The 18,637-nt window shown below is 56.3% G+C and carries 18 protein-coding genes; 10 read left to right on the top strand and 8 right to left on the bottom strand.

Features of this window, described 5'->3' with window-relative positions:
• The first annotated feature begins 99 nt into the window (after window positions 1-99).
• Window positions 100-156 (top strand): YsgD/CorL family protein, encoded by a 57-nt coding sequence (gene ysgD, locus AAH446_RS19820; protein ID WP_369699783.1) that lies wholly within the window; start codon window positions 100-102, stop codon window positions 154-156.
• A gap of 142 nt (window positions 157-298) precedes the next feature.
• Entirely contained in the window at window positions 299-1,252 is a 954-nt protein-coding gene (gene corA, locus AAH446_RS19060; protein WP_342908260.1) for a magnesium/cobalt transporter CorA, read from the top strand.
• A 71-nt stretch (window positions 1,253-1,323) separates the two neighbouring features.
• Here corA and rarD read toward each other — a convergent pair whose 3' ends face one another.
• Window positions 1,324-2,214, bottom strand: coding sequence for an EamA family transporter RarD (gene rarD / locus AAH446_RS19055; RefSeq protein ID WP_342908259.1), 891 nt, complete (start codon window positions 2,212-2,214; stop codon window positions 1,324-1,326).
• Window positions 2,215-2,270: 56 nt separating this feature from the next.
• On the bottom strand, window positions 2,271-2,744 hold the full coding sequence (locus tag AAH446_RS19050; protein WP_342908258.1) for a thioesterase family protein: 474 nt from the start codon (window positions 2,742-2,744) through the stop codon (window positions 2,271-2,273).
• 169 nt (window positions 2,745-2,913) lie between these two features.
• Here AAH446_RS19050 and pldA point away from each other — a divergent pair, with 169 nt between their 5' ends.
• Genes pldA through rhtC form a run of 3 tightly spaced genes read left to right on the top strand, consistent with a single transcriptional unit; the run spans window position 2,914 to window position 6,330 of the window.
• On the top strand, window positions 2,914-3,792 hold the full coding sequence (gene pldA, locus AAH446_RS19045) for a phospholipase A (RefSeq protein WP_342908257.1): 879 nt from the start codon (window positions 2,914-2,916) through the stop codon (window positions 3,790-3,792).
• Window positions 3,793-3,849: 57 nt separating this feature from the next.
• The gene (recQ, locus tag AAH446_RS19040; RefSeq protein WP_342908256.1) at window positions 3,850-5,679 is read left to right on the top strand and encodes an ATP-dependent DNA helicase RecQ; all 1,830 of its coding nucleotides are present in this window, start codon (window positions 3,850-3,852) and stop codon (window positions 5,677-5,679) included.
• A 24-nt stretch (window positions 5,680-5,703) separates the two neighbouring features.
• Window positions 5,704-6,330, top strand: coding sequence for a threonine export protein RhtC (rhtC, locus tag AAH446_RS19035; RefSeq protein ID WP_342908255.1), 627 nt, complete (start codon window positions 5,704-5,706; stop codon window positions 6,328-6,330).
• A gap of 19 nt (window positions 6,331-6,349) precedes the next feature.
• Here the strand turns inward: rhtC and rhtB are convergent, their stop codons facing one another.
• Window positions 6,350-6,973, bottom strand: coding sequence for a homoserine/homoserine lactone efflux protein (rhtB, locus tag AAH446_RS19030; protein WP_342908254.1), 624 nt, complete (start codon window positions 6,971-6,973; stop codon window positions 6,350-6,352).
• A gap of 99 nt (window positions 6,974-7,072) precedes the next feature.
• Here rhtB and pldB point away from each other — a divergent pair, with 99 nt between their 5' ends.
• Both pldB and yigL read left to right on the top strand, forming a co-directional pair.
• Window positions 7,073-8,065 carry a lysophospholipase L2 gene (gene pldB, locus AAH446_RS19025; RefSeq protein ID WP_342908253.1) on the top strand — a complete coding sequence of 331 codons (993 nt, stop codon included), beginning with the start codon at window positions 7,073-7,075 and terminating at the stop codon, window positions 8,063-8,065.
• A 72-nt stretch (window positions 8,066-8,137) separates the two neighbouring features.
• The gene (gene yigL, locus AAH446_RS19020; RefSeq protein WP_342908252.1) at window positions 8,138-8,938 is read left to right on the top strand and encodes a sugar/pyridoxal phosphate phosphatase YigL; all 801 of its coding nucleotides are present in this window, start codon (window positions 8,138-8,140) and stop codon (window positions 8,936-8,938) included.
• Window positions 8,939-9,026: 88 nt separating this feature from the next.
• Here the strand turns inward: yigL and glpQ are convergent, their stop codons facing one another.
• On the bottom strand, window positions 9,027-10,085 hold the full coding sequence (glpQ, locus tag AAH446_RS19015) for a glycerophosphodiester phosphodiesterase (protein WP_342908251.1): 1,059 nt from the start codon (window positions 10,083-10,085) through the stop codon (window positions 9,027-9,029).
• 18 nt (window positions 10,086-10,103) lie between these two features.
• Complete coding sequence (gene glpT, locus AAH446_RS19010) at window positions 10,104-11,453, bottom strand: glycerol-3-phosphate transporter (RefSeq protein ID WP_342908250.1); 1,350 nt, start codon at window positions 11,451-11,453, stop codon at window positions 10,104-10,106.
• Window positions 11,454-11,842: 389 nt separating this feature from the next.
• Between glpT and AAH446_RS19005 the strand changes: the two genes are divergently transcribed.
• Window positions 11,843-12,694, top strand: coding sequence for a carboxylate/amino acid/amine transporter (locus AAH446_RS19005; protein WP_342908249.1), 852 nt, complete (start codon window positions 11,843-11,845; stop codon window positions 12,692-12,694).
• A 35-nt stretch (window positions 12,695-12,729) separates the two neighbouring features.
• Here AAH446_RS19005 and AAH446_RS19000 read toward each other — a convergent pair whose 3' ends face one another.
• Both AAH446_RS19000 and metR read right to left on the bottom strand, forming a co-directional pair.
• The gene (locus tag AAH446_RS19000; RefSeq protein ID WP_342908248.1) at window positions 12,730-13,206 is read right to left on the bottom strand and encodes a YehS family protein; all 477 of its coding nucleotides are present in this window, start codon (window positions 13,204-13,206) and stop codon (window positions 12,730-12,732) included.
• Window positions 13,207-13,305: 99 nt separating this feature from the next.
• A complete protein-coding gene (gene metR, locus AAH446_RS18995; RefSeq protein WP_342908247.1) occupies window positions 13,306-14,241 on the bottom strand; it encodes an HTH-type transcriptional regulator MetR in 936 nt (311 codons plus the stop codon).
• A gap of 135 nt (window positions 14,242-14,376) precedes the next feature.
• Between metR and metE the strand changes: the two genes are divergently transcribed.
• Window positions 14,377-16,647 carry a 5-methyltetrahydropteroyltriglutamate--homocysteine S-methyltransferase gene (metE, locus tag AAH446_RS18990; RefSeq protein ID WP_342908246.1) on the top strand — a complete coding sequence of 757 codons (2,271 nt, stop codon included), beginning with the start codon at window positions 14,377-14,379 and terminating at the stop codon, window positions 16,645-16,647.
• 52 nt (window positions 16,648-16,699) lie between these two features.
• On the opposite strand, the gene AAH446_RS18985 is transcribed toward metE, so the two are convergent.
• On the bottom strand, window positions 16,700-17,527 hold the full coding sequence (locus AAH446_RS18985; protein WP_342908245.1) for a dienelactone hydrolase family protein: 828 nt from the start codon (window positions 17,525-17,527) through the stop codon (window positions 16,700-16,702).
• A gap of 287 nt (window positions 17,528-17,814) precedes the next feature.
• Between AAH446_RS18985 and udp the strand changes: the two genes are divergently transcribed.
• A complete protein-coding gene (gene udp, locus AAH446_RS18980) occupies window positions 17,815-18,576 on the top strand; it encodes a uridine phosphorylase (protein ID WP_342908244.1) in 762 nt (253 codons plus the stop codon).
• Window positions 18,577-18,637: the final 61 nt, after the last annotated feature.

Genomic DNA, 18,637 nt, shown 5'->3' with positions numbered 1-18,637 from the left:
CTGAACCGGGCGATTTCCCCGCCGGTTGGGGCTACTGGTTGACGGCATTTTCGGCACAGCGTAACATGCGCCCACCATTACCCTGAGAGGACACCCGCCTTGGACACACCCAGTAGATACTGGCTCATTGACCTGGACACCAGGTACAACTCCTAAGGCTATCCTCTTCTGCCGATAGCCTTCGTGGTTGTTGGCGACCCGCCATACTGTCGCTCTGAGTCAGATCCATCGCTGACTGAAACGCTCGTTTCCCGTGTTCAAGCGCAAGTCCCATGTTACTGCAATTGGGAGTACAGCTATGCTGAGCGCATTTAAACTGGATCACTGCCGCTTAACCCGTCTTGAGCTGGACGAGCCCGTTGATGAACTTTCCAGCTCGGTCTGGGTTGATCTGATCGAGCCGGAAGAAAATGAGCGCGATCGCGTTCAGAACGAACTGGGCCAGAGCCTGGCTACCCGCCCTGAACTGGAAGACATCGAAGCCTCGGCGCGATTTTTTGAAGACGAGGACGGCCTGCATATTCACTCCTTTTTCTTTTACGAAGATGCAAAGGATCATGCCGGCAACTCAACGGTCGCTTTTACTATCCGTGAGGGACGCCTTTACACCCTGCGCGAACGGGAACTGCCTGCGTTTCGTCTGTATCGCATGCGTGCGCGTAACCAGGTGCTGACGGACGGCAACGCCTATGAACTGCTGCTCGATCTGTTTGAAACCAAAATTGAACAGCTGGCCGATGAGATTGAAAATATCTACAGCGACCTGGAAAAGCTGAGCCGGGTCATTATGGAAGGGCACCAGGGCGATGAGTTTGATGCGGCGCTCTCGACGCTGGCGGAGCTGGAGGATATCGGCTGGAAAGTGCGCCTCTGCCTGATGGATACCCAGCGGGCGCTGAACTTCCTGGTGCGCAAAGCCCGTCTGCCGGCCAATCAGCTGGAGCAGGCGCGCGAAATTCTGCGCGATATCGAGTCACTATTACCCCATAACGAATCCCTGTTCCAGAAGGTCAACTTTCTGATGCAGGCGGCAATGGGCTTTATTAACATCGAGCAGAACCGCATTATCAAAATCTTCTCGGTGGTTTCCGTGGTCTTCCTGCCGCCGACGCTGGTGGCCTCCAGCTACGGCATGAATTTTGAGTTTATGCCCGAGCTGAACTGGAGCTTCGGTTATCCTGCCGCCATAGGGCTGATGATCCTCGCCGGGCTGGCGCCTTACGCCTACTTTAAGCGTAAAAACTGGCTGTAGCGGGCGAGAAAAACCCCGCTTTCGCGGGGTAAAAGAAGAGCGGAATGTTGACGGTGCCAGGCCGTGGCGTTTCAGGCCCGGCCACGTTTGATTGACCAGACGGCATCCAGAATAAACAGCGCCAGCGCGGCCCAGATAAAGCCAAAGGTGACGGCTTTGTCCGGCGTTAACGCCTCGCCGTAAAACAGGACCGCCAGCAGGAACATCAGCGTTGGGCCGAGATACTGGAAAAAGCCGACCGTGGAGAGCCGCAGCCGCGAGCAGGCCGCGGTAAACAGCATCAGTGGAATGGTGGTCACCACGCCAGCAGCCACCAGCAGCAGATTTAGCGAGAGTGGGTTCTGCGTCAGATGGCTGGTATGGCTGTCTGCCACGCCAAAGAGATAAACAGCCGCCACGGGCAGCAGCCAGCTGGTTTCTATCAGCATGCCCGTCTGGGCATCCACGCCGATTTTTTTGCGCAGCAGGCCGTAAAAGGAGAAGGAAACCGCCAGCCCCAGCGCAATCACCGGCACCGAACCAAATTTCCACAGCTGGATAAGCACCCCGCAGGCCGCCAGGCCTACCGCAAGCCACTGCAGCCGGCGAAAGCGTTCCCCGAGAAACAGCATCCCCACCAGCACGTTAAGCAGCGGGTTAATAAAGTAACCCAGGCTGGCTTCCAGAAGATGATGATTATTCACGGACCAGATAAACAGCAGCCAGTTGCCGCAGATTACCGTGGCGGAGAGCGCCAGCAGCAGCACTTTCTTCGGCTGTTTCAGCGTCTGTTTGACGTTGTGCCAGTGACGGGTGAGGCTCACCAGCATCAGCATAAAAAAGAAAGACCAGATGACCCGGTGCGTCATAATCTCGCCCGGCGCGACCTGCTCGATCAGCTTGAAATAAGCCGGTGCCACGCCCCAGATAAAGTAGGCACCCAGAGCATACAGCACGCCCTGACGCGTTTGTTGCGCATCCATGAAATAATACTCCGTAGCGGTCAGGCCGCCGTTAAGGGAAAAACGTCGCGGGCGCTTCAGCCGATCAGATAGGTTGCCGTTGCGCTGGCAATATAGACACCGGCGTCATTATGCAGCTCCACGCGGGCCACGGCGACTTTGTTACCGCCGCGAAGCAGGCTGCTGCTGGCGATAAAGCGCTCGCCGCGACCCGGCCGGAGATAATCCACACGCAGATCGATAGTCCCCATGCGTGATAAACGCTGGCGCAGCTCCTCTTCCGTGATGCTTTCCTGGCGGGTCAGGGTGCTGCTGACGCAGACCAGCCCGGCGGCCACGTCCAGTACCGATGCGATAACCCCGCCGTGCAGAATTTTTTGCGCCACGTTGCCGACCAGCTGGGTCTGGTTGAGGAAACTGAGTTCGGCATAGTCAGGTTCGAGGCGCTCCAGCGTCAGGCCCAGCGCGCGGTTGAACGGCATATCATAAACAAAAATCTCTCCGATCAGGCAGCGGGCAGCATCCTGATTCAGGGGGACGGCAGCGGTCATGTGGACTTCCTTGCAGCAGATAGGGTCAGTACAGCTTATCAGAATGACTATTTTAAGCGGATGCGGGAGGGCTTTCCACTTAACAAAAATCAGCGCTAATCCCTGCCGACATTTGCGTGTAGAATGGCGTGCTTTTTACACAAATCCCGTTTTAATTCTGGAGAATTTTATGTCTATGCTGAAAGGATTGCTCGCCGCAGCACTCCTGTTTCCCGCGTTGGTGCTGGCACAGGAAGCCACGGTCAAAGAAGTGCATGACCGCCCCGCCGTTCGTGGCAGTATTATCGCTAACTTGCTGGAAAAGCATGACAATCCTTTTATTCTTTATCCTTATGAGAGCAACTATTTGCTCTATACCGTCACCAGCAATATCAATAAAGAAGCCGTCGATAGCTATAACTGGTCGGACAGCGCAAAGCATGATGAGGTAAAATTCCAGCTCAGCCTGGCCTTTCCACTCTGGCGCGGCATTTTAGGTGATAACTCGGTTCTGGCGGCATCTTATACTCAGGAATCCTGGTGGCAGCTTTCCAACCGGGGCGCTTCTTCCCCCTTTCGCGAAACAAACTACCAGCCGCAAATTTTCCTGGGCTGGTCGACTGACTACTCTTTCGCGGGCTGGACGCTGCGTGACGTGGAGATGGGGCTGAACCATCAGTCAAACGGACGTTCAGATCCTACCTCGCGCAGCTGGAACCGCGTTTATGCCCGGCTGATGGCGCAAAACGGCAACTGGTTAGTGGAGGCCAAACCCTGGGTCCGCATTCCGGAAAGTGAAAATAATGATGATAACCCGGATATCACTAAGTACATGGGGTATTATCGCCTGACGGTCGGCTATCAGTGGGGCGACAGCATTTTCAGCGTGAAGAGCCGCTATAACTGGAACACCGGTTACGGCAGTGCGGAAATGGGCTGGAGCTACCCTATCACTGAACACGTTCGCTTCTACACCCAGGTATTCAGCGGCTATGGCGAATCCCTGATTGACTACGATCATCGCCAGACGCGTCTGGGCGTCGGCGTGACGCTGAACGACCTGTTTTAATATTACCGGCGTGGGCTGTTTATCAGCAGCCTGCCCACCATCAGATTTGAGGAATATGTGTCTACGGCTCCAGTCATAAATCAGGAAACGCTGGCGGAACAGGTTCTGCAAGAGACCTTCGGCTACCAGCAGTTCCGTCCGGGGCAGCAAACTATCATTCAGGCTTCGCTGAAAGGGCGGGACTGTCTTGTCGTCATGCCGACCGGCGGCGGCAAATCGCTGTGCTACCAGGTTCCCGCGCTGGTCAGAGAAGGGCTGACGCTGGTGGTTTCGCCGCTGATCTCGCTGATGAAGGATCAGGTCGATCAGCTGCTGGCTAACGGCGTAGCGGCAGGCTGCCTCAACTCCTCCCAGAGCCGGGAAGAGCAGCAGGAAGTAATGGCAGGCTGCCGTACGGGACGCATCAGACTGCTCTACATCGCGCCGGAACGCCTGATGATGGACAACTTCCTGGAAAACCTGCTGCACTGGAACCCGGCGATGCTGGCGGTGGACGAAGCCCACTGTATTTCCCAGTGGGGCCATGATTTCCGTCCGGAGTATGGCGCGCTGGGGCATATCCGGCAGCGTCTGCCCGACGTGCCGGTGATGGCGCTGACCGCGACCGCAGATGAAACAACGCGTAATGATATTGCACGCCTGCTTCAGATGCGGGACCCGCTGATCCAGGTCAGCAGCTTCGACCGCCCCAATATCCGCTATACGCTGGTGGAGAAATTCAAACCGACCGAGCAGCTGATTCGCTATGTGCAGGATCAGCGTGGCAAATGCGGCATCATTTACTGCAACAGCCGGGCAAAGGTTGAAGATACCGCTGCCCGGTTGCAGAGCAAAGGATTAAGCGTGGGCGCCTATCATGCCGGGATGGATAATGCCCATCGTGGTCAGGTACAGGAAGCCTTCCAGCGCGACGATTTGCAAATCGTGGTGGCGACGGTGGCGTTCGGCATGGGCATCAATAAGCCTAACGTCCGCTTTGTGGTGCACTTCGACATCCCGCGCAATATTGAATCTTACTATCAGGAAACGGGGCGTGCCGGGCGTGACGGACTGCCTGCCGAGGCGCTGATGCTGTACGATCCGGCGGATATGGCGTGGCTGCGGCGCTGCCTTGATGAGAAAGCGCCGGGGCCGCTACAGGATATTGAGCGTCATAAGCTGAACGCGATGGGCGCCTTTGCGGAAGCGCAGACCTGCCGCCGTCTGGTGCTGCTTAACTATTTTGGCGAAGGGCGTCAGCAGCCGTGCGGCAACTGCGATATCTGCCTGGATCCGCCGCGTCGCTACGATGGCCTGGTGGAGGCGCAAAAGGCGCTGTCGAGTATTTACCGGGTCGGGCAGCGCTTCGGCATGGGATACATTGTTGAAGTGCTGCGCGGCGCCAATAATCAGCGCATCCGCGACATGCAGCATGACAAGCTGCCGGTGTATGGCATCGGGCGCGATCAGAGCCATGAGCACTGGATTAGCGTTCTGCGCCAGCTGATTCATCTGGGGCTGGTGACGCAGAACATTGCCATGCACTCGGCGCTTCAGCTGACCGAAGCGGCCCGACCTGTCCTGAGAGGAGAAGCGTCGCTGATGCTCGCCGTACCGCGTATGGTCAGCGTCAAGTCGCGCAGCGCGGGGCCGAAGTCGTTTGGCGGAAACTACGATCGCAAGCTGTTTGCCAAGCTGCGTAAGCTGCGTAAAGCTATTGCGGATGAAGCGAATATTCCCCCTTACGTGGTGTTTAACGATGCCACATTGATAGAAATGGCGGAGCAAATACCGGTTACAGCCTCAGAAATGCTGAGTGTAAACGGCGTGGGGCAACGCAAGCTGGAACGCTTCGGTAAACCCTTTCTGATGATGATCAAGGCGCATATCGACGGCGAAGAAGAGTAACGCTGACTTTTAAGGATAAAAAAAATGCTGATATTGTTTCTGACGGTTGCGCTGGTGCACTTTATTGCGTTGATGAGCCCCGGTCCGGACTTCTTTTTCGTCTCGCAGACGGCGGCCAGCCGCTCCCGGAAGGAGGCGATGTATGGCGTGCTGGGCATTACGCTGGGTATCGTGATCTGGGCAGGCGTGGCGCTGATGGGGCTGCATCTAATCCTGCAAAAAATGGCCTGGCTGCACCAGGTTATTATGGTCGGCGGCGGCCTCTATCTGCTCTGGATGGGCTGGCAGATGCTGCGATCGGCGCGGCGGCAACATCTGCAGCCGTCCGGTCAGCCGGAGGCAGAGGTCCCACTGGCGGGCAAGGGGCGCAGCTTTCTGAAAGGGTTTCTCACCAATCTCTCAAATCCTAAAGCCGTAATCTACTTTGGCAGCGTGTTTTCCCTGTTCGTGGGCGATGATGTCGGCGCGGGAGAGCGTTGGGGGCTGTTTTTACTGATCGTGGCGGAAACCTTTATCTGGTTCAGCCTGGTTGCCAGCATTTTTGCCCTGCCGGTGATGCGGCGTGGCTACCAGCGTCTGGCAAAGTGGATCGATGGCGTTGCCGGCGTGCTCTTTGCCGGATTTGGACTGCATCTGATCCTCTCACGCTAGCCCCCTCAGCCCGTCCGCGTCAGGCGATGCGGCGGGCGGAAGCCAGCAGGGCGCCAACGGCGATAAACATGCCGCCAAAGATGCGGTTGAGCAGCGTCATCTGCCGTGGTCCTTTAATCCAGCCGGCGATGCGCGTGGCCAGGACGGCGTAACCAATCATCACAATGATATCCACCACGACGGTTGTCACGCCCAGCACCAGATACTGCATCGCCTGCGGCTGATGGGGCAGGATAAATTGCGGGAAGAGCGCCGCCAGAAAAACGATGCTCTTGGGATTGGTCAGATTCACCAGCACCGCCCGCCTGAAGAGTTTCCGTCGCGGCATGGCCTTCGCCACCGCCTGCATATCCAGCGCGCCGCTTGAGCGCCACTGCTGAATACCCAGCCAGATCAGATACGCGGCACCCGCCCATTTCAGCACCTCAAATGCCAGCAAGGAGTGAGAAAAGAGCGCGCCCAGGCCGATGCCGACCAGCACAATATGCAGCGAAAGCCCAACCTGAAGTCCGGCAATGGAGGCGGCTGCGCCGCGATAGCCGTGGCTGATGCCGGTGCTCATGGTGTTAATAGCGCCGGAGCCGGGCGAAAGACTCAGAATGCAGGTTGTAAAAAAGTAGGCTAGCCACCATTCGATGGTCATGGGTAAGGCTCCCTGGCTGGGCAGAAGTATGACACAATACGTTAATGTCGAACGTGGCGCTACGGATATCCACGCGCCTGAACAAAGGAGCAAAAGCCGGTGAAAAAGCATAAAAACGGCTGGCCAACGCGTGAAAAAGCGTTTGCGGCTTTTGCGACCGGCCCGCTGCTGGATTTCTGGCAACGGCGTGAAGAGGGGGAGTTTGTCGGGGCGGAAAAGGTCACTATCCGCTATGTCCGCTTCACCTCAGCGCAACACGATAAGGTTATCCTGCTCTGCCCGGGCCGTATTGAAAGCTATGTGAAGTACCCGGAACTGGCTTACGATCTCTATCACTGTGGCTATGATGTGGTGATTATCGATCACCGGGGACAGGGACGATCCGGCAGGCTGTTGCAGGATTCTCATCGCGGTCATGTCGAAACCTTCGATCACTACGTTGAGGATCTGGAACGGCTTTATCAGCTTGAGATCGCTGACCGGCACTACCGGCACCGCTACGCGCTGGCCCATTCGATGGGGGGAGCGATCCTGGCGTTAATGCTGGTGCGGCAGCCTGATGCGTTCAATGCCGTTGCGCTGGCCTCACCGATGTTCGGTATATTCCTGCCGATGCCGCTCTGGATGGCGCACCATATCCTTGAGTGGGCGGAAAAGCGCCCGGCCCTGCGCGACGGCTATGCCCTCGGCACGGGCAGATGGCAGGCCCGGCCATTCGGGATTAATGCGCTAACGCACAGCCGCGAACGCTATCGCCGTAACCTGCGCTTTTACGCCGACGAACCGGGTTTACGGGTGGGGGGCCCAACCTATCACTGGGTTCGTGAAGGCGTACAGGCGGGAGCCAGCATCATCAGTCAGGCAAAGAATATTTCGACACCGCTGCTGCTGCTGCAGGCCGGTGAAGATAAGGTGGTGGATAACCGTGCCCAGGATCTGTTTTGCCAGGCCATGGCCGCCGCGGGGCAGCCCTGTGAGGGGGAGAAACCGTTAGTTATCGCCGGCGCGCGTCATGAGATCTTATTTGAAAAAGACAGTATGCGGGCCGAAGCGCTGGATGCCATCGTGACGTTTTTCTCACGGCATCCCTGATTTGCATCACTCAGAATTGGCTCTTCAGCGGGCAGCGTAAGCCAGCCCGATAACAGATTAACCAGAGGTTTTATGTACCCTATTGTTGCTTCCGATCTTGATGGCACCCTGCTGTCGCCCGACCACCGTTTATCGCCCTTTGCCCGGGAAACGCTTCAGCTTTTGACGCAAAAGGGGGTGCATTTTATCTTCGCTACCGGGCGTCACTACATCGATGTGGCTCAGATGCGTGACAGTCTGGGAATTGATGCCTTTATGATCACCTCAAACGGCGCGCGCGTACATAACACGGCGGGTGAACTGGTGTTCAGTCATAACCTGGACGAAGACATCGCTCTTGAGCTGTTTGCGCTGCATCACGATCACAAAGATATTTTTACCAACATCTACCGCGATGAGGAGTGGTTCCTCAATCGCCACCGTCCTGAAGAGATGGATTTCTTCCGTGAATCTGACTTCAATTATCAGATCTATCAGCCGGGCGCGCTGCCGACCGATGGCATCAGTAAAGTCTTTTTCACCTGCGGTAAGCCGGAACTGCTGATCCCGCTGGAAGAGGCGCTGGTTGCCCGCTGGGGCGATCGGGTTAACGTCAGCTTCTCGCTGCCGGGCTGTCTTGAAGTGATGGCGGGCGGCGTGTCGAAGGGCCATGCGCTGGATGCGGTATCCCGTACCCTGGGCTATTCCCTGAAGGAGTGTATCTCCTTTGGCGACGGGATGAATGATAAAGAGATGCTGAGCATGGCGGGCAAGGGCTGCATCATGAGCAACTCCCATCAGCGCCTGAAGGATCTGCTGCCGGAAATGGAAGTGATTGGCAGCAACGCCGACAATGCGGTGCCAGCCTACCTGCGTAAACTCTACAACGTCTAGTCGTCTGCCTTCCCGGAGGTGCGTCTGGCACGGGGAAGTGCGCTACGGATAAAAAGCGGTCGCTCATCCTGAGCGACCGTAGTCTGGTTTAATCCCGCTGGCTTTGCAGAAAGGCCACGCCTTTATCCGGGAAGTCGGTGAATACGCCATCCACGTCTGCCTGGTGATAAAGAATGTCGAACAGGTTGTCGATATTCCCGGCCCAGTCCGGCAGCTGATCGGCGCGGACGGTGTAAGGATGCACTACCAGTTTGTTCTGATGCGCCTCTTCTACCATCTTCGTCAGGTGGACGGCCTGCTTCGTTGACCCCTCCGCCACCAGCATGTGGTAATCCGGCCCGATACCGTCAGCATAACGAGCGATCGTTTTCATCGCGCCGGGCTTAAACATCCAGTCATAGCTGTAGTTGACCCATTTGCCGTTCTTTTGCTCCTGAGTCTCTTCCCAGTCGGTATAGGCGACCAGCTGCACAAGTTTCAGGTTCATATTCCGGCTGGGCTCCAGCTCGGTTTTGATGCGCTTCACTTCGTTGTAGTCAAAGCATTGCAGATAAACGTTGTCGCTTTTGCTGCTGTAGCCGTACTGCTTCAGAACGTTGAGTACCTGCGCAGAGATGTCCTTTCCTTCCCGCCGGTGGAACCAGGGCGCTTTGATTTCGGTATAGAGGCCAATATCTTTGCCGGTAGAGTGGTTCAGACCCTGAATAAATTCAATTTCTTCCTCGAAGGTATGAACGCGGAAGTCAGATTTATCCATCGGGAAACGGCCAGGGAAGGTTTGTGCCTTTTTTCCTCCCTTCAGGGTAAAGCCCTCGGTAAACTTCAGCCCCTTAATTTCAGCCAGCGTAAAGTCGATGGCATAGTAGCGGCCATCCTGACGAGCGCGGGTCGAGTAACGCTGCGCCACATCCGTTACGCGATCGAGATAATGGTCATGAAGAACGATCAGGCGATCGTCTTTCGTCATCACCAAATCCTGCTCCAGAAAGTCAGCGCCCTGCGCATACGCCATCGCTTTAGCCGGAAGCGTATGCTCCGGCAGATAGCCGCTTGCACCGCGGTGGGCAATAACAAGCTTCTCCTGGGCGGCCTGCGCGCAGCAGGAACTGCTTATTATCACCAGCGCCATTAACATGTTGAGTTTCATGGTATCTCCCTACGGTCATTACTCATGGCGAGCGAGCTGCTGTTTATGCTTTTTCTCACTGAGCATAGTCAGGATCAGCAGAATCACCGCCATCACGCAGCCGCCTACCATAATGATGAAGCCACCGTCCCAGCCGAAGAAGTCAACGGTATAGCCAACGATAGCGCTGGCGGCGACCGATCCGCCCAGATAGCCGAACAGGCCGGTAAATCCGGCTGCGGTGCCCGCCGCTTTCTTCGGTGCCAGCTCCAGAGCATGTAACCCGATCAACATGACGGGACCATAAATCAGGAAGCCAATCACAATCATACAGGCCATATCGACGCCGGGATTGCCTGGCGGGTTTAACCAGTAGACAACGGTCGCGATGGTCACCAGCACCATAAAGAAGACGCCGGTCGCGCCGCGGTTACCTTTGAAGACTTTATCGGACATCCAGCCACAGAGCAGCGTGCCGGGGATGCCGGCGTACTCATAGAGAAAATAGGCCCAGGAAGATTTATCCAGCGTGAAGTGTTTAACCTCCCTCAGATAGGTTGGCGACCAGTCAAGAATGCCGTAGCGCAGCAGGTAAACAAAGACGTTCGCCAGGGCGATGTACCACAACAGCTTGTTCGGCAATACATACTGCATAAAAATCTGCTTAGCGGTCAGCTCTTCTTCATGCTTCTCATCGTAATCAGGCGGATAGTCATTTTTATATTCTTCAATAGGCGGCAGTCCGCAGGATTGCGGGGTATCGCGCATCATGGCAAAAGCGAACAGCGCCACGACAATCGCGCCAAATGCGGGCATATAGAGCGCAGACTTCCAGTCGTTGAACCAGGCCATGCCCAACAGAAAGAGTAATGGAGGCAGACCGCCGCCGACGTTGTGCGCGCAGTTCCAGACCGAGACGACGCCACCGCGCTCCTTCTGTGACCACCAGTGCACCATCGTGCGGCCACAGGGCGGCCAGCCCATTCCCTGAAACCAGCCGCAGAGGAACAGCAGCACGAACATCACCATGATGCTGGAGGTTGCCCAGGGGACAAAGCCCATAAACAGCATTACGCAGGCGGCGAGGATCAGTCCGGCCGGGAGGAAAATACGCGGATTCGAGCGATCGGATACGGAACCCATAATAAATTTGGAAAAGCCGTAAGCGATGGAGATACCGGAGAGCGCGAAACCCAGATCGCCACGGGAGAATCCCTGCTCGACAAGGTAAGGCATCGCAAGAGCAAAGTTTTTACGGACCAGATAGTAGGCCGCGTAGCCAAAAAAGATCCCCAGAAAAATCTGCCAGCGTAGTTTGCGATAGAGCGGGTCGATCTGCTTCTCATCAACACGCGCTTTATGAGCGGCTGGCTTAAAAATACTTATCATATCGCCTCCAATGGCACGGCTTATTTTTTCGTTTTTACGCTCCCACACGTCCAGTCAATAAGAGCGGACAAGGGAAGGTAAATGTTCATTTTCGCGCACAGAGTAGGCAAAAACGCGCAGGTGAACCGTGAAGGACAACACAAATGTTACAGATTTATGACAATAAAACAGAGAAAATGACCTTTTGTAACACTCCGGGAAGGGTGGGAAGGCTGATTTTCGGGGTTTGAGGTACTTTAAAAAGCGCGTCCTTTCGTTTCTGCTCGTAGGCGCGCATCAGCGCCCATTTTTGGGTGTATGTTAATTGACCAGATGTCAAACAGATTCTTTCCTGGTCTGCGAACGATTTCGCTACACTATTGGCCCTTTTCACAACAGAGTTTTCCATTGTGACGTTACTGATTGTCACCACCGTTCTCTGGGCTTTCTCCTTCAGCCTGATTGGTGAATACCTGGCCGGGCAGGTGGACAGTGTATTTTCCGTGCTGATCCGTCTGCTGCTGGCCACCGCCGTTTTCCTGCCTTTCCTGCGCTGGCGTGGGTATAAAGCCGCCACGATCCTGCTCTATATGGCCGTTGGCGCGTTACAACTCGGCGTGATGTATCTCTTAAGCTTTGAGGCTTATCTCTATCTCAGCGTGTCGGAGTTTTTGCTGTTCACGGTAATGACGCCGCTCTATATCACGCTGATTTATGATCTGCTCAAAGGACGAGGGGTTCGTCCTGGCTATGCGCTCAGTGCGCTGCTGGCCGTCGCGGGCGCGGCGATCATCCGCTACGACAAGGTGAGCGACAACTTCTGGATCGGGCTGCTGCTGGTTCAGCTGGCCAATATCTGTTTTGCCATCGGCATGGTGGGCTACAAGCGTCTTCAGGAAATTCGTCCGATGCCGCAGCACACCGCCTTCTCCTGGTTCTATCTGGGGGCCGCCATTATTGCTGTCATCGCCTGGTTGATGTGGGGCAACCCAGAGAAGTTACCGACCACGTCGCTCCAGTGGGGGATCTTAATCTGGTTAGGCGTGGTGGCATCGGGGCTGGGCTATTTTATGTGGAATTACGGGGCCACTCAGGTGGATGCGGGTACGCTGGGGATTATGAATAATATGCACGTGCCTGCCGGACTGCTGGTTAACCTCGCCATCTGGCAGGAGAAACCGCACTGGCCGAGTTTCATCATTGGCGCAACGGTGATATTTGCTTCACTGTGGGTGCATAAGAAGTGGATTGCAGACAGGTAAAACGGTAAGGGCCGGTCCGACCGGCCCTCCAGGTATCAGGCTTTGGCTTTGGCGGGACGAATCTTTTGCGTCAGGCCTTTCAGGAAGTTGCGCAGGATCTGATCGCCACATTCACGGTAGTTTTTATGTCCTGGCTTGCGGAAAATAGCGCCGATTTCCGACTGACCCACGGCAAAATCGGCCAGCTTCAGGATCTCCAGAATATCGGTCGTTTTCAGATCGAACGCCACGCGCAGCTTCTTCATGATGATATTATTCGTCATCTTGCGCTCAATGGAAGGCTCGGGCGCGTCTTCACTTTTTCCACGGCGCTGGAAGATCAGGCCGTTCAGAAAATAGCCCATGATCACATCAGGACAGGCGCGGAAACCCGGCTCGTCATCTTTCTTCAGGAAACTGTTCATTTCCGCTTCGGTTACTTCGCTTTCTGCCAGCGCAAGAATACTCACCATCTGTGCATCGCTCAGGTTGAGCATGTAGCGCACGCTGCGCAGAACGTCGTTATTTGTCATAGTTTCTCATCAGGAAATAAAAGCCATTGCGCGCATTATAGAGATAAACGATCGCAGAAACAGGAAAACTCGCCGACATTATGCGGGTAGAGATCAGGATTACCCCACAGGTGCCGGCAGAGGCGTACCGGGCTGGGAAGCGTCCCTGACCCTCGGCAGATGTTCGCAGGCATGCTGGCGGGCTGAACGAATAAAGGCGTCGACCACCGGCTGGCGCTGCTCACCGTCGCGTACTGCGGCATACAGACGACTCCATAACCCTTCGCCCAGCGTTTTTGTCACGACTAATCCCTGATGTTCGAAACTCTCCACCACCCAGTGGGGCAGCGCGGCAATGCCCATACCGGCAGAAACCATCTGGATCAGCAGCAGCGTATTATCGACGCTTTTCAGCGCCGGGCTGACGCCCGCAGGCTGTAAAAAATGGCGCCAGATATCGAGGCGCTGACGCTGGACGGGATAGATCATCAGAACCTCACTGGTTAAATCCTCCGGCGTAATGCGATCGGCCTGCGCCAGCGGATGATCCGGGGCCAGAACCAGCCGCACCTCAAAATCAAACATCGGCGAGTAAAAGAGGCCGCTGCGGGGAAGGATATCGGAGGTCAGCACCACATCCAGCTCTCCCTGCTGAAGGGCGGGCTGCGGATCGAAAGTGACGCCTGATTTAAAATCCATCGCCACCTGCGGCCAGCTCTGACGGAAATTGCTCAGGGCTGGGGTCAGCCACTGAATGCAGCTATGGCACTCAATCGCGATGCGCAGCGTGGTCTGATGCGGTTCGTGACACGCCTGGAGCGCCTGCTGTATCTGCGGCAGGATCTGCTCAGCCAGCTGTAAAAGGATCTCGCCCTGCGGCGTAAAGCGCAGAGGCTGGCTTTTTCGCACGAATAAACGAAAGCCAAGACGCTGCTCCAGATCGCTGAACTGGTGGGACAACGCCGACTGCGTTTGATGAAGCTGGGCGGCGGCGGCGGCCAGCGAACCGGTATTTCGCAGCGCCTGGAGCGTCCGCAGGTGTTTGAGTTCGATCATGAGAGTCCTTCACATCGACAATGAACATTTTGCGCTTGTGGTCACTACAGTACCTGCGGATTATAGATGTGTAAACATCTGGACGTCTAAAAGCCCAATAACCACGATGGCGGGCGACAACTGAGGAAAGTACTGATGACTATTCTGAACCATACACTCGGATTCCCCCGCGTCGGCCTCCGCCGCGAGCTGAAAAAAGCGCAGGAAAGCTATTGGGCAGGCAACAGCACCCAGGAAGAGCTGCTGGCCGTCGGACGTGAACTGCGTGCCCGCCACTGGCAGCAGCAAAAGCAGGCTGGCGTGGATCTGCTGCCGGTAGGGGATTTCGCCTGGTACGATCACGTCCTGAGCACCAGCCTGCTGTTAGGCAATATTCCAGCCCGCCATCAGAATAAAGATGGCTCTGTTGATCTTGATACGCTGTTCCGTCTGGGCCGTGGCCGTGCACCGACCGGTGAGCCTGCCGCGGCGGCCGAGATGACCAAATGGTTTAATACCAACTATCACTACATGGTGCCGGAATTTACCAAAGGTCAGCAGTTTAGGCTGAGCTGGACGCAGATCCTCGAAGAAGTGGACGAGGCGCTGGCGCTCGGCCATAAGGTGAAGCCAGTGCTGCTGGGCCCGGTAACCTATCTGTGGCTGGGCAAAGTGAAAGGCGAGCAGTTTGATCGACTGAGCCTGCTGAACGCTATTCTGCCGGTCTACCAGCAGGTGCTGGCTGAACTGGCAAAACGCGACATTGAATGGGTGCAGATTGACGAGCCTGCGCTGGTGCTGGAGCTGCCGCAGGCGTGGCTGGATGCTTTTAAACCCGCGTATGAAGCGCTACAGGGGCAGACTAAACTGCTGCTGACTACCTATTTTGAAAGCGCCGGAACCAACCTCAATACCATTATTAAGCTGCCGGTCCAGGGTCTGCATGTGGACCTGGTGCATGGGAAAGATGATATTGCCGGACTGAACGCGAAAGTGCCTGCCGACTGGCTACTTTCGGTTGGGGTGATTAATGGGCGTAACGTCTGGCGCGCCGACCTCAGCGGCTGGTTTGAACGTCTGCAACCGCTGGCAGGCAAACGCGATAAGCTCTGGATTGGCACCTCCTGCTCACTGCTGCACAGCCCAATCGATCTGAGTACCGAAACGCGTCTGGATGACGAAGTGAAGAGCTGGTTCGCCTTTGCGCTGCAAAAATGTGGCGAACTGTCGCTGCTGAGTCAGGCGCTGAACAGTAACGACCCGCGTTCTCTGGAAGCCTGGAGCGCGCCAGTTCGCGCCCGTCGCGAATCCACCCGCGTTCATAACGCGGCCGTCGGCAAGCGCCTCGCGGCGATTACCGCGCGGGACAGCCAGCGGGACAGCAGCTATAAAACGCGTGCTGAAGCCCAGCGTCAGCGCTTCCAGCTGCCGGCATGGCCGACCACCACCATCGGATCTTTCCCACAGACGACTGAAATCCGCGGCCTGCGTCTGGACTTCAAACAGGGCCGCCTGGACGGCAACAATTACCGTACCGGCATCGCCGGACACATCAAACAGGCGATTATTGAACAGGAACGACTGGGGCTGGACGTGCTGGTTCATGGCGAAGCCGAGCGTAACGACATGGTGGAATACTTCGGTGAAAACCTGGACGGCTTCGCCTTCACCCAAAACGGCTGGGTACAGAGCTATGGATCGCGCTGCGTGAAGCCGCCCGTGATCATTGGTGACGTCAGCCGTCCGGAAGCGATCACGGTAGAATGGGCGAAATATGCCCAGTCGCTGACGGATAAGCCGGTGAAAGGCATGCTGACAGGACCGGTCACGATCCTCTGCTGGTCCTTCCCACGCGAAGACGTCTCACGTGAAACCATCGCGAAGCAGATCGCACTGGCGCTGCGTGACGAAGTGGAAGATCTGGAAAAAGCGGGGATTGGCATCATTCAGATTGACGAGCCGGCCCTGCGCGAAGGTTTGCCGCTGCGCCAGTCCGACTGGGCCGCCTATCTGGAATGGGCGGTAGAGGCTTTCCGTCTCAACGCCGCCGTGGCGCAGGATGACACTCAGATCCACACGCATATGTGTTACTGCGAATTCAACGACATCATGGATTCTATCGCCGCGCTGGATGCGGATGTGATCACCATCGAAACCTCACGCTCAGACATGGAGCTGCTGGAGTCGTTTGAAGAGTTCGAATATCCCAATGAAATTGGCCCGGGCGTTTACGATATTCACTCGCCGAACGTGCCCAGCGTCGAATGGATGGAAGCCCTGCTGCTGAAGGCGGCGAAACGTATTGCGACTGAACGTCTCTGGGTTAATCCGGACTGCGGACTGAAAACGCGGGGCTGGCCGGAAACGCGGGAAGCGCTGGCGAATATGGTGAAAGCGGCGCAAAACCTGCGTAACGCCAGCGTCTGATATCTGTGTTGTGTTGTTCGGTTTTGGGGCGCTTTAGCGCCCCTTTTTTTGTTTATTTCACGCCGTTCTCTCTGAACCACGCCAGCATGCGCTGCCAGCCATCTTTGGCTGAAGCTTCATGATAGCTCGGGCGATAATCGGCATTGAAGGCATGACCCGCGTCGGGGTAAACCACAATTTCCGATTTTGCATTTGCCGCACGTAACGCCTGACGCATGGTTTCGACGGACTCCTGAGGAATGCTGTCATCCTGCGCACCATACAATCCCAGCACGGGAGCGTTGAGATCGACCGCCACATCTACCGGCTGTTTCTGCTGCTTCATCGTTTTTTCCCCGACCAGCTTGCCGTACCAGGCTACGCCAGCCCTGAGCTGAGGATTGTGCGCGGCATAAAGCCAGCTAATACGACCGCCCCAGCAGAAACCGGTAATCGCCATATTGCGCATATCGCCCCCGTTGCGGGAAGCCCAGTTGGCGACATGGTCCAGATCGGCCAGCACCTGCGTATCCGGGACTTGACTTACCAGCTCGTTAAACAGGGTAGGAATATCGTTGTAGTCAGAGGGATCGCCCTGACGAAAATAGAGTTCGGGCGCCACGGCGAGATATCCTTCCATCGCAAGACGACGGCAGATATCGCGAATATGCTCATGGACGCCAAAAATTTCCTGAACCACCAGCACGATGGGCAGCGCGCCGCTGGCATCACGCGGTTTGGCCTGAAAAGCGGGCATATTTTCGCCCTGGGTCGGAATAGACGTTTCGCCCGACACGATCGCGTCGCTGTCGGTTGTGATAGCGGTGCTTGCGGCAGGCGATACCGCAGGAGCGAACCCATTATTGCTCATTTTGTTCGACAGATTATCTTCGGTTTTCATTGTCCTCTCCATGCATGCATTAGCGCAATCCGCTAACTATAGCCAGGATTACGTGGGGGCCGGGGGCTTACCTTTTCCCTATCATTAACATTGTCGCCGGTCTGGCTACAGCGCAAGTGGCGGCATCAACCCCTGCGGAAGTGCACATATGTGATTTACTTCACATTTTATTGTTGAGTTAATGTAACCTTCAGCAATCAAAGTGAGATTGCTCACACAAATTCGGGCGGCTTTCCCTTACGCTGGGGTCTGTCCTTTATGCCACCTTTGCGTTACAGGAGTTTGAAATGGCTCAGTCAGACGTTTTCCACCTTGGTTTAACTAAGGAAGACCTTCAGGGTGCAACCCTTGCGATCGTACCGGGTGACCCTGAGCGCGTGAAGAAAATCGCCGCGCTGATGGATAACCCGATTCACCTGGCCTCACACCGTGAATTCACGACCTGGCGCGCGGAACTGGAGGGCAAGCCGGTTATCGTCTGTTCTACCGGGATTGGCGGTCCTTCCACCTCTATTGCGGTGGAAGAGCTGGCACAGCTGGGCGTCCGGACTTTCCTGCGCGTCGGCACAACAGGCGCGATACAGCCCGGTATCAGCGTCGGCGATGTGCTGGTAACGACCGGTTCGGTTCGTCTCGACGGCGCCAGCCTGCATTTTGCCCCGCTCGAATTCCCGGCAGTTGCGGACTTCACCTGCACCACAGCGCTGGTGGAAGCAGCCAAAGCGGCCGGCGCGACGACCCATATCGGTATCACCGCCTCATCCGACACCTTCTATCCAGGTCAGGAACGTTATGACACTTACTCGGGCCGGGTGGTTAGCCGTTTCCAGGGCTCGATGAAAGAGTGGCAGGAGATGGGCGTGCTGAACTATGAAATGGAATCCGCCACGCTGTTAACCATGTGCGCCAGTCAGGGCCTGCGTGCCGGCATGGTTGCCGGTGTTATCGTGAACCGCACGCAGCAGGAGATCCCTGATGCGGAAACGATGAAAAGAACCGAAAGCGATGCCGTCCGCATCGTCGTGGACGCGGCCCGTCGCCTGATGTGATCTGCCTGGCCGGGTGCGTCTCTGCCGGCCGGATGCCTTCCTTTTGCGGGGGCGCTCCAGA

This window comes from Erwinia psychrophila, from assembly GCF_039023475.1.
In the GTDB taxonomy this organism is placed as follows: domain Bacteria; phylum Pseudomonadota; class Gammaproteobacteria; order Enterobacterales; family Enterobacteriaceae; genus Erwinia.
Note: the sequence above shows the minus strand (reverse complement) of the source record. Positions and strands in the feature narration are given on the sequence as shown.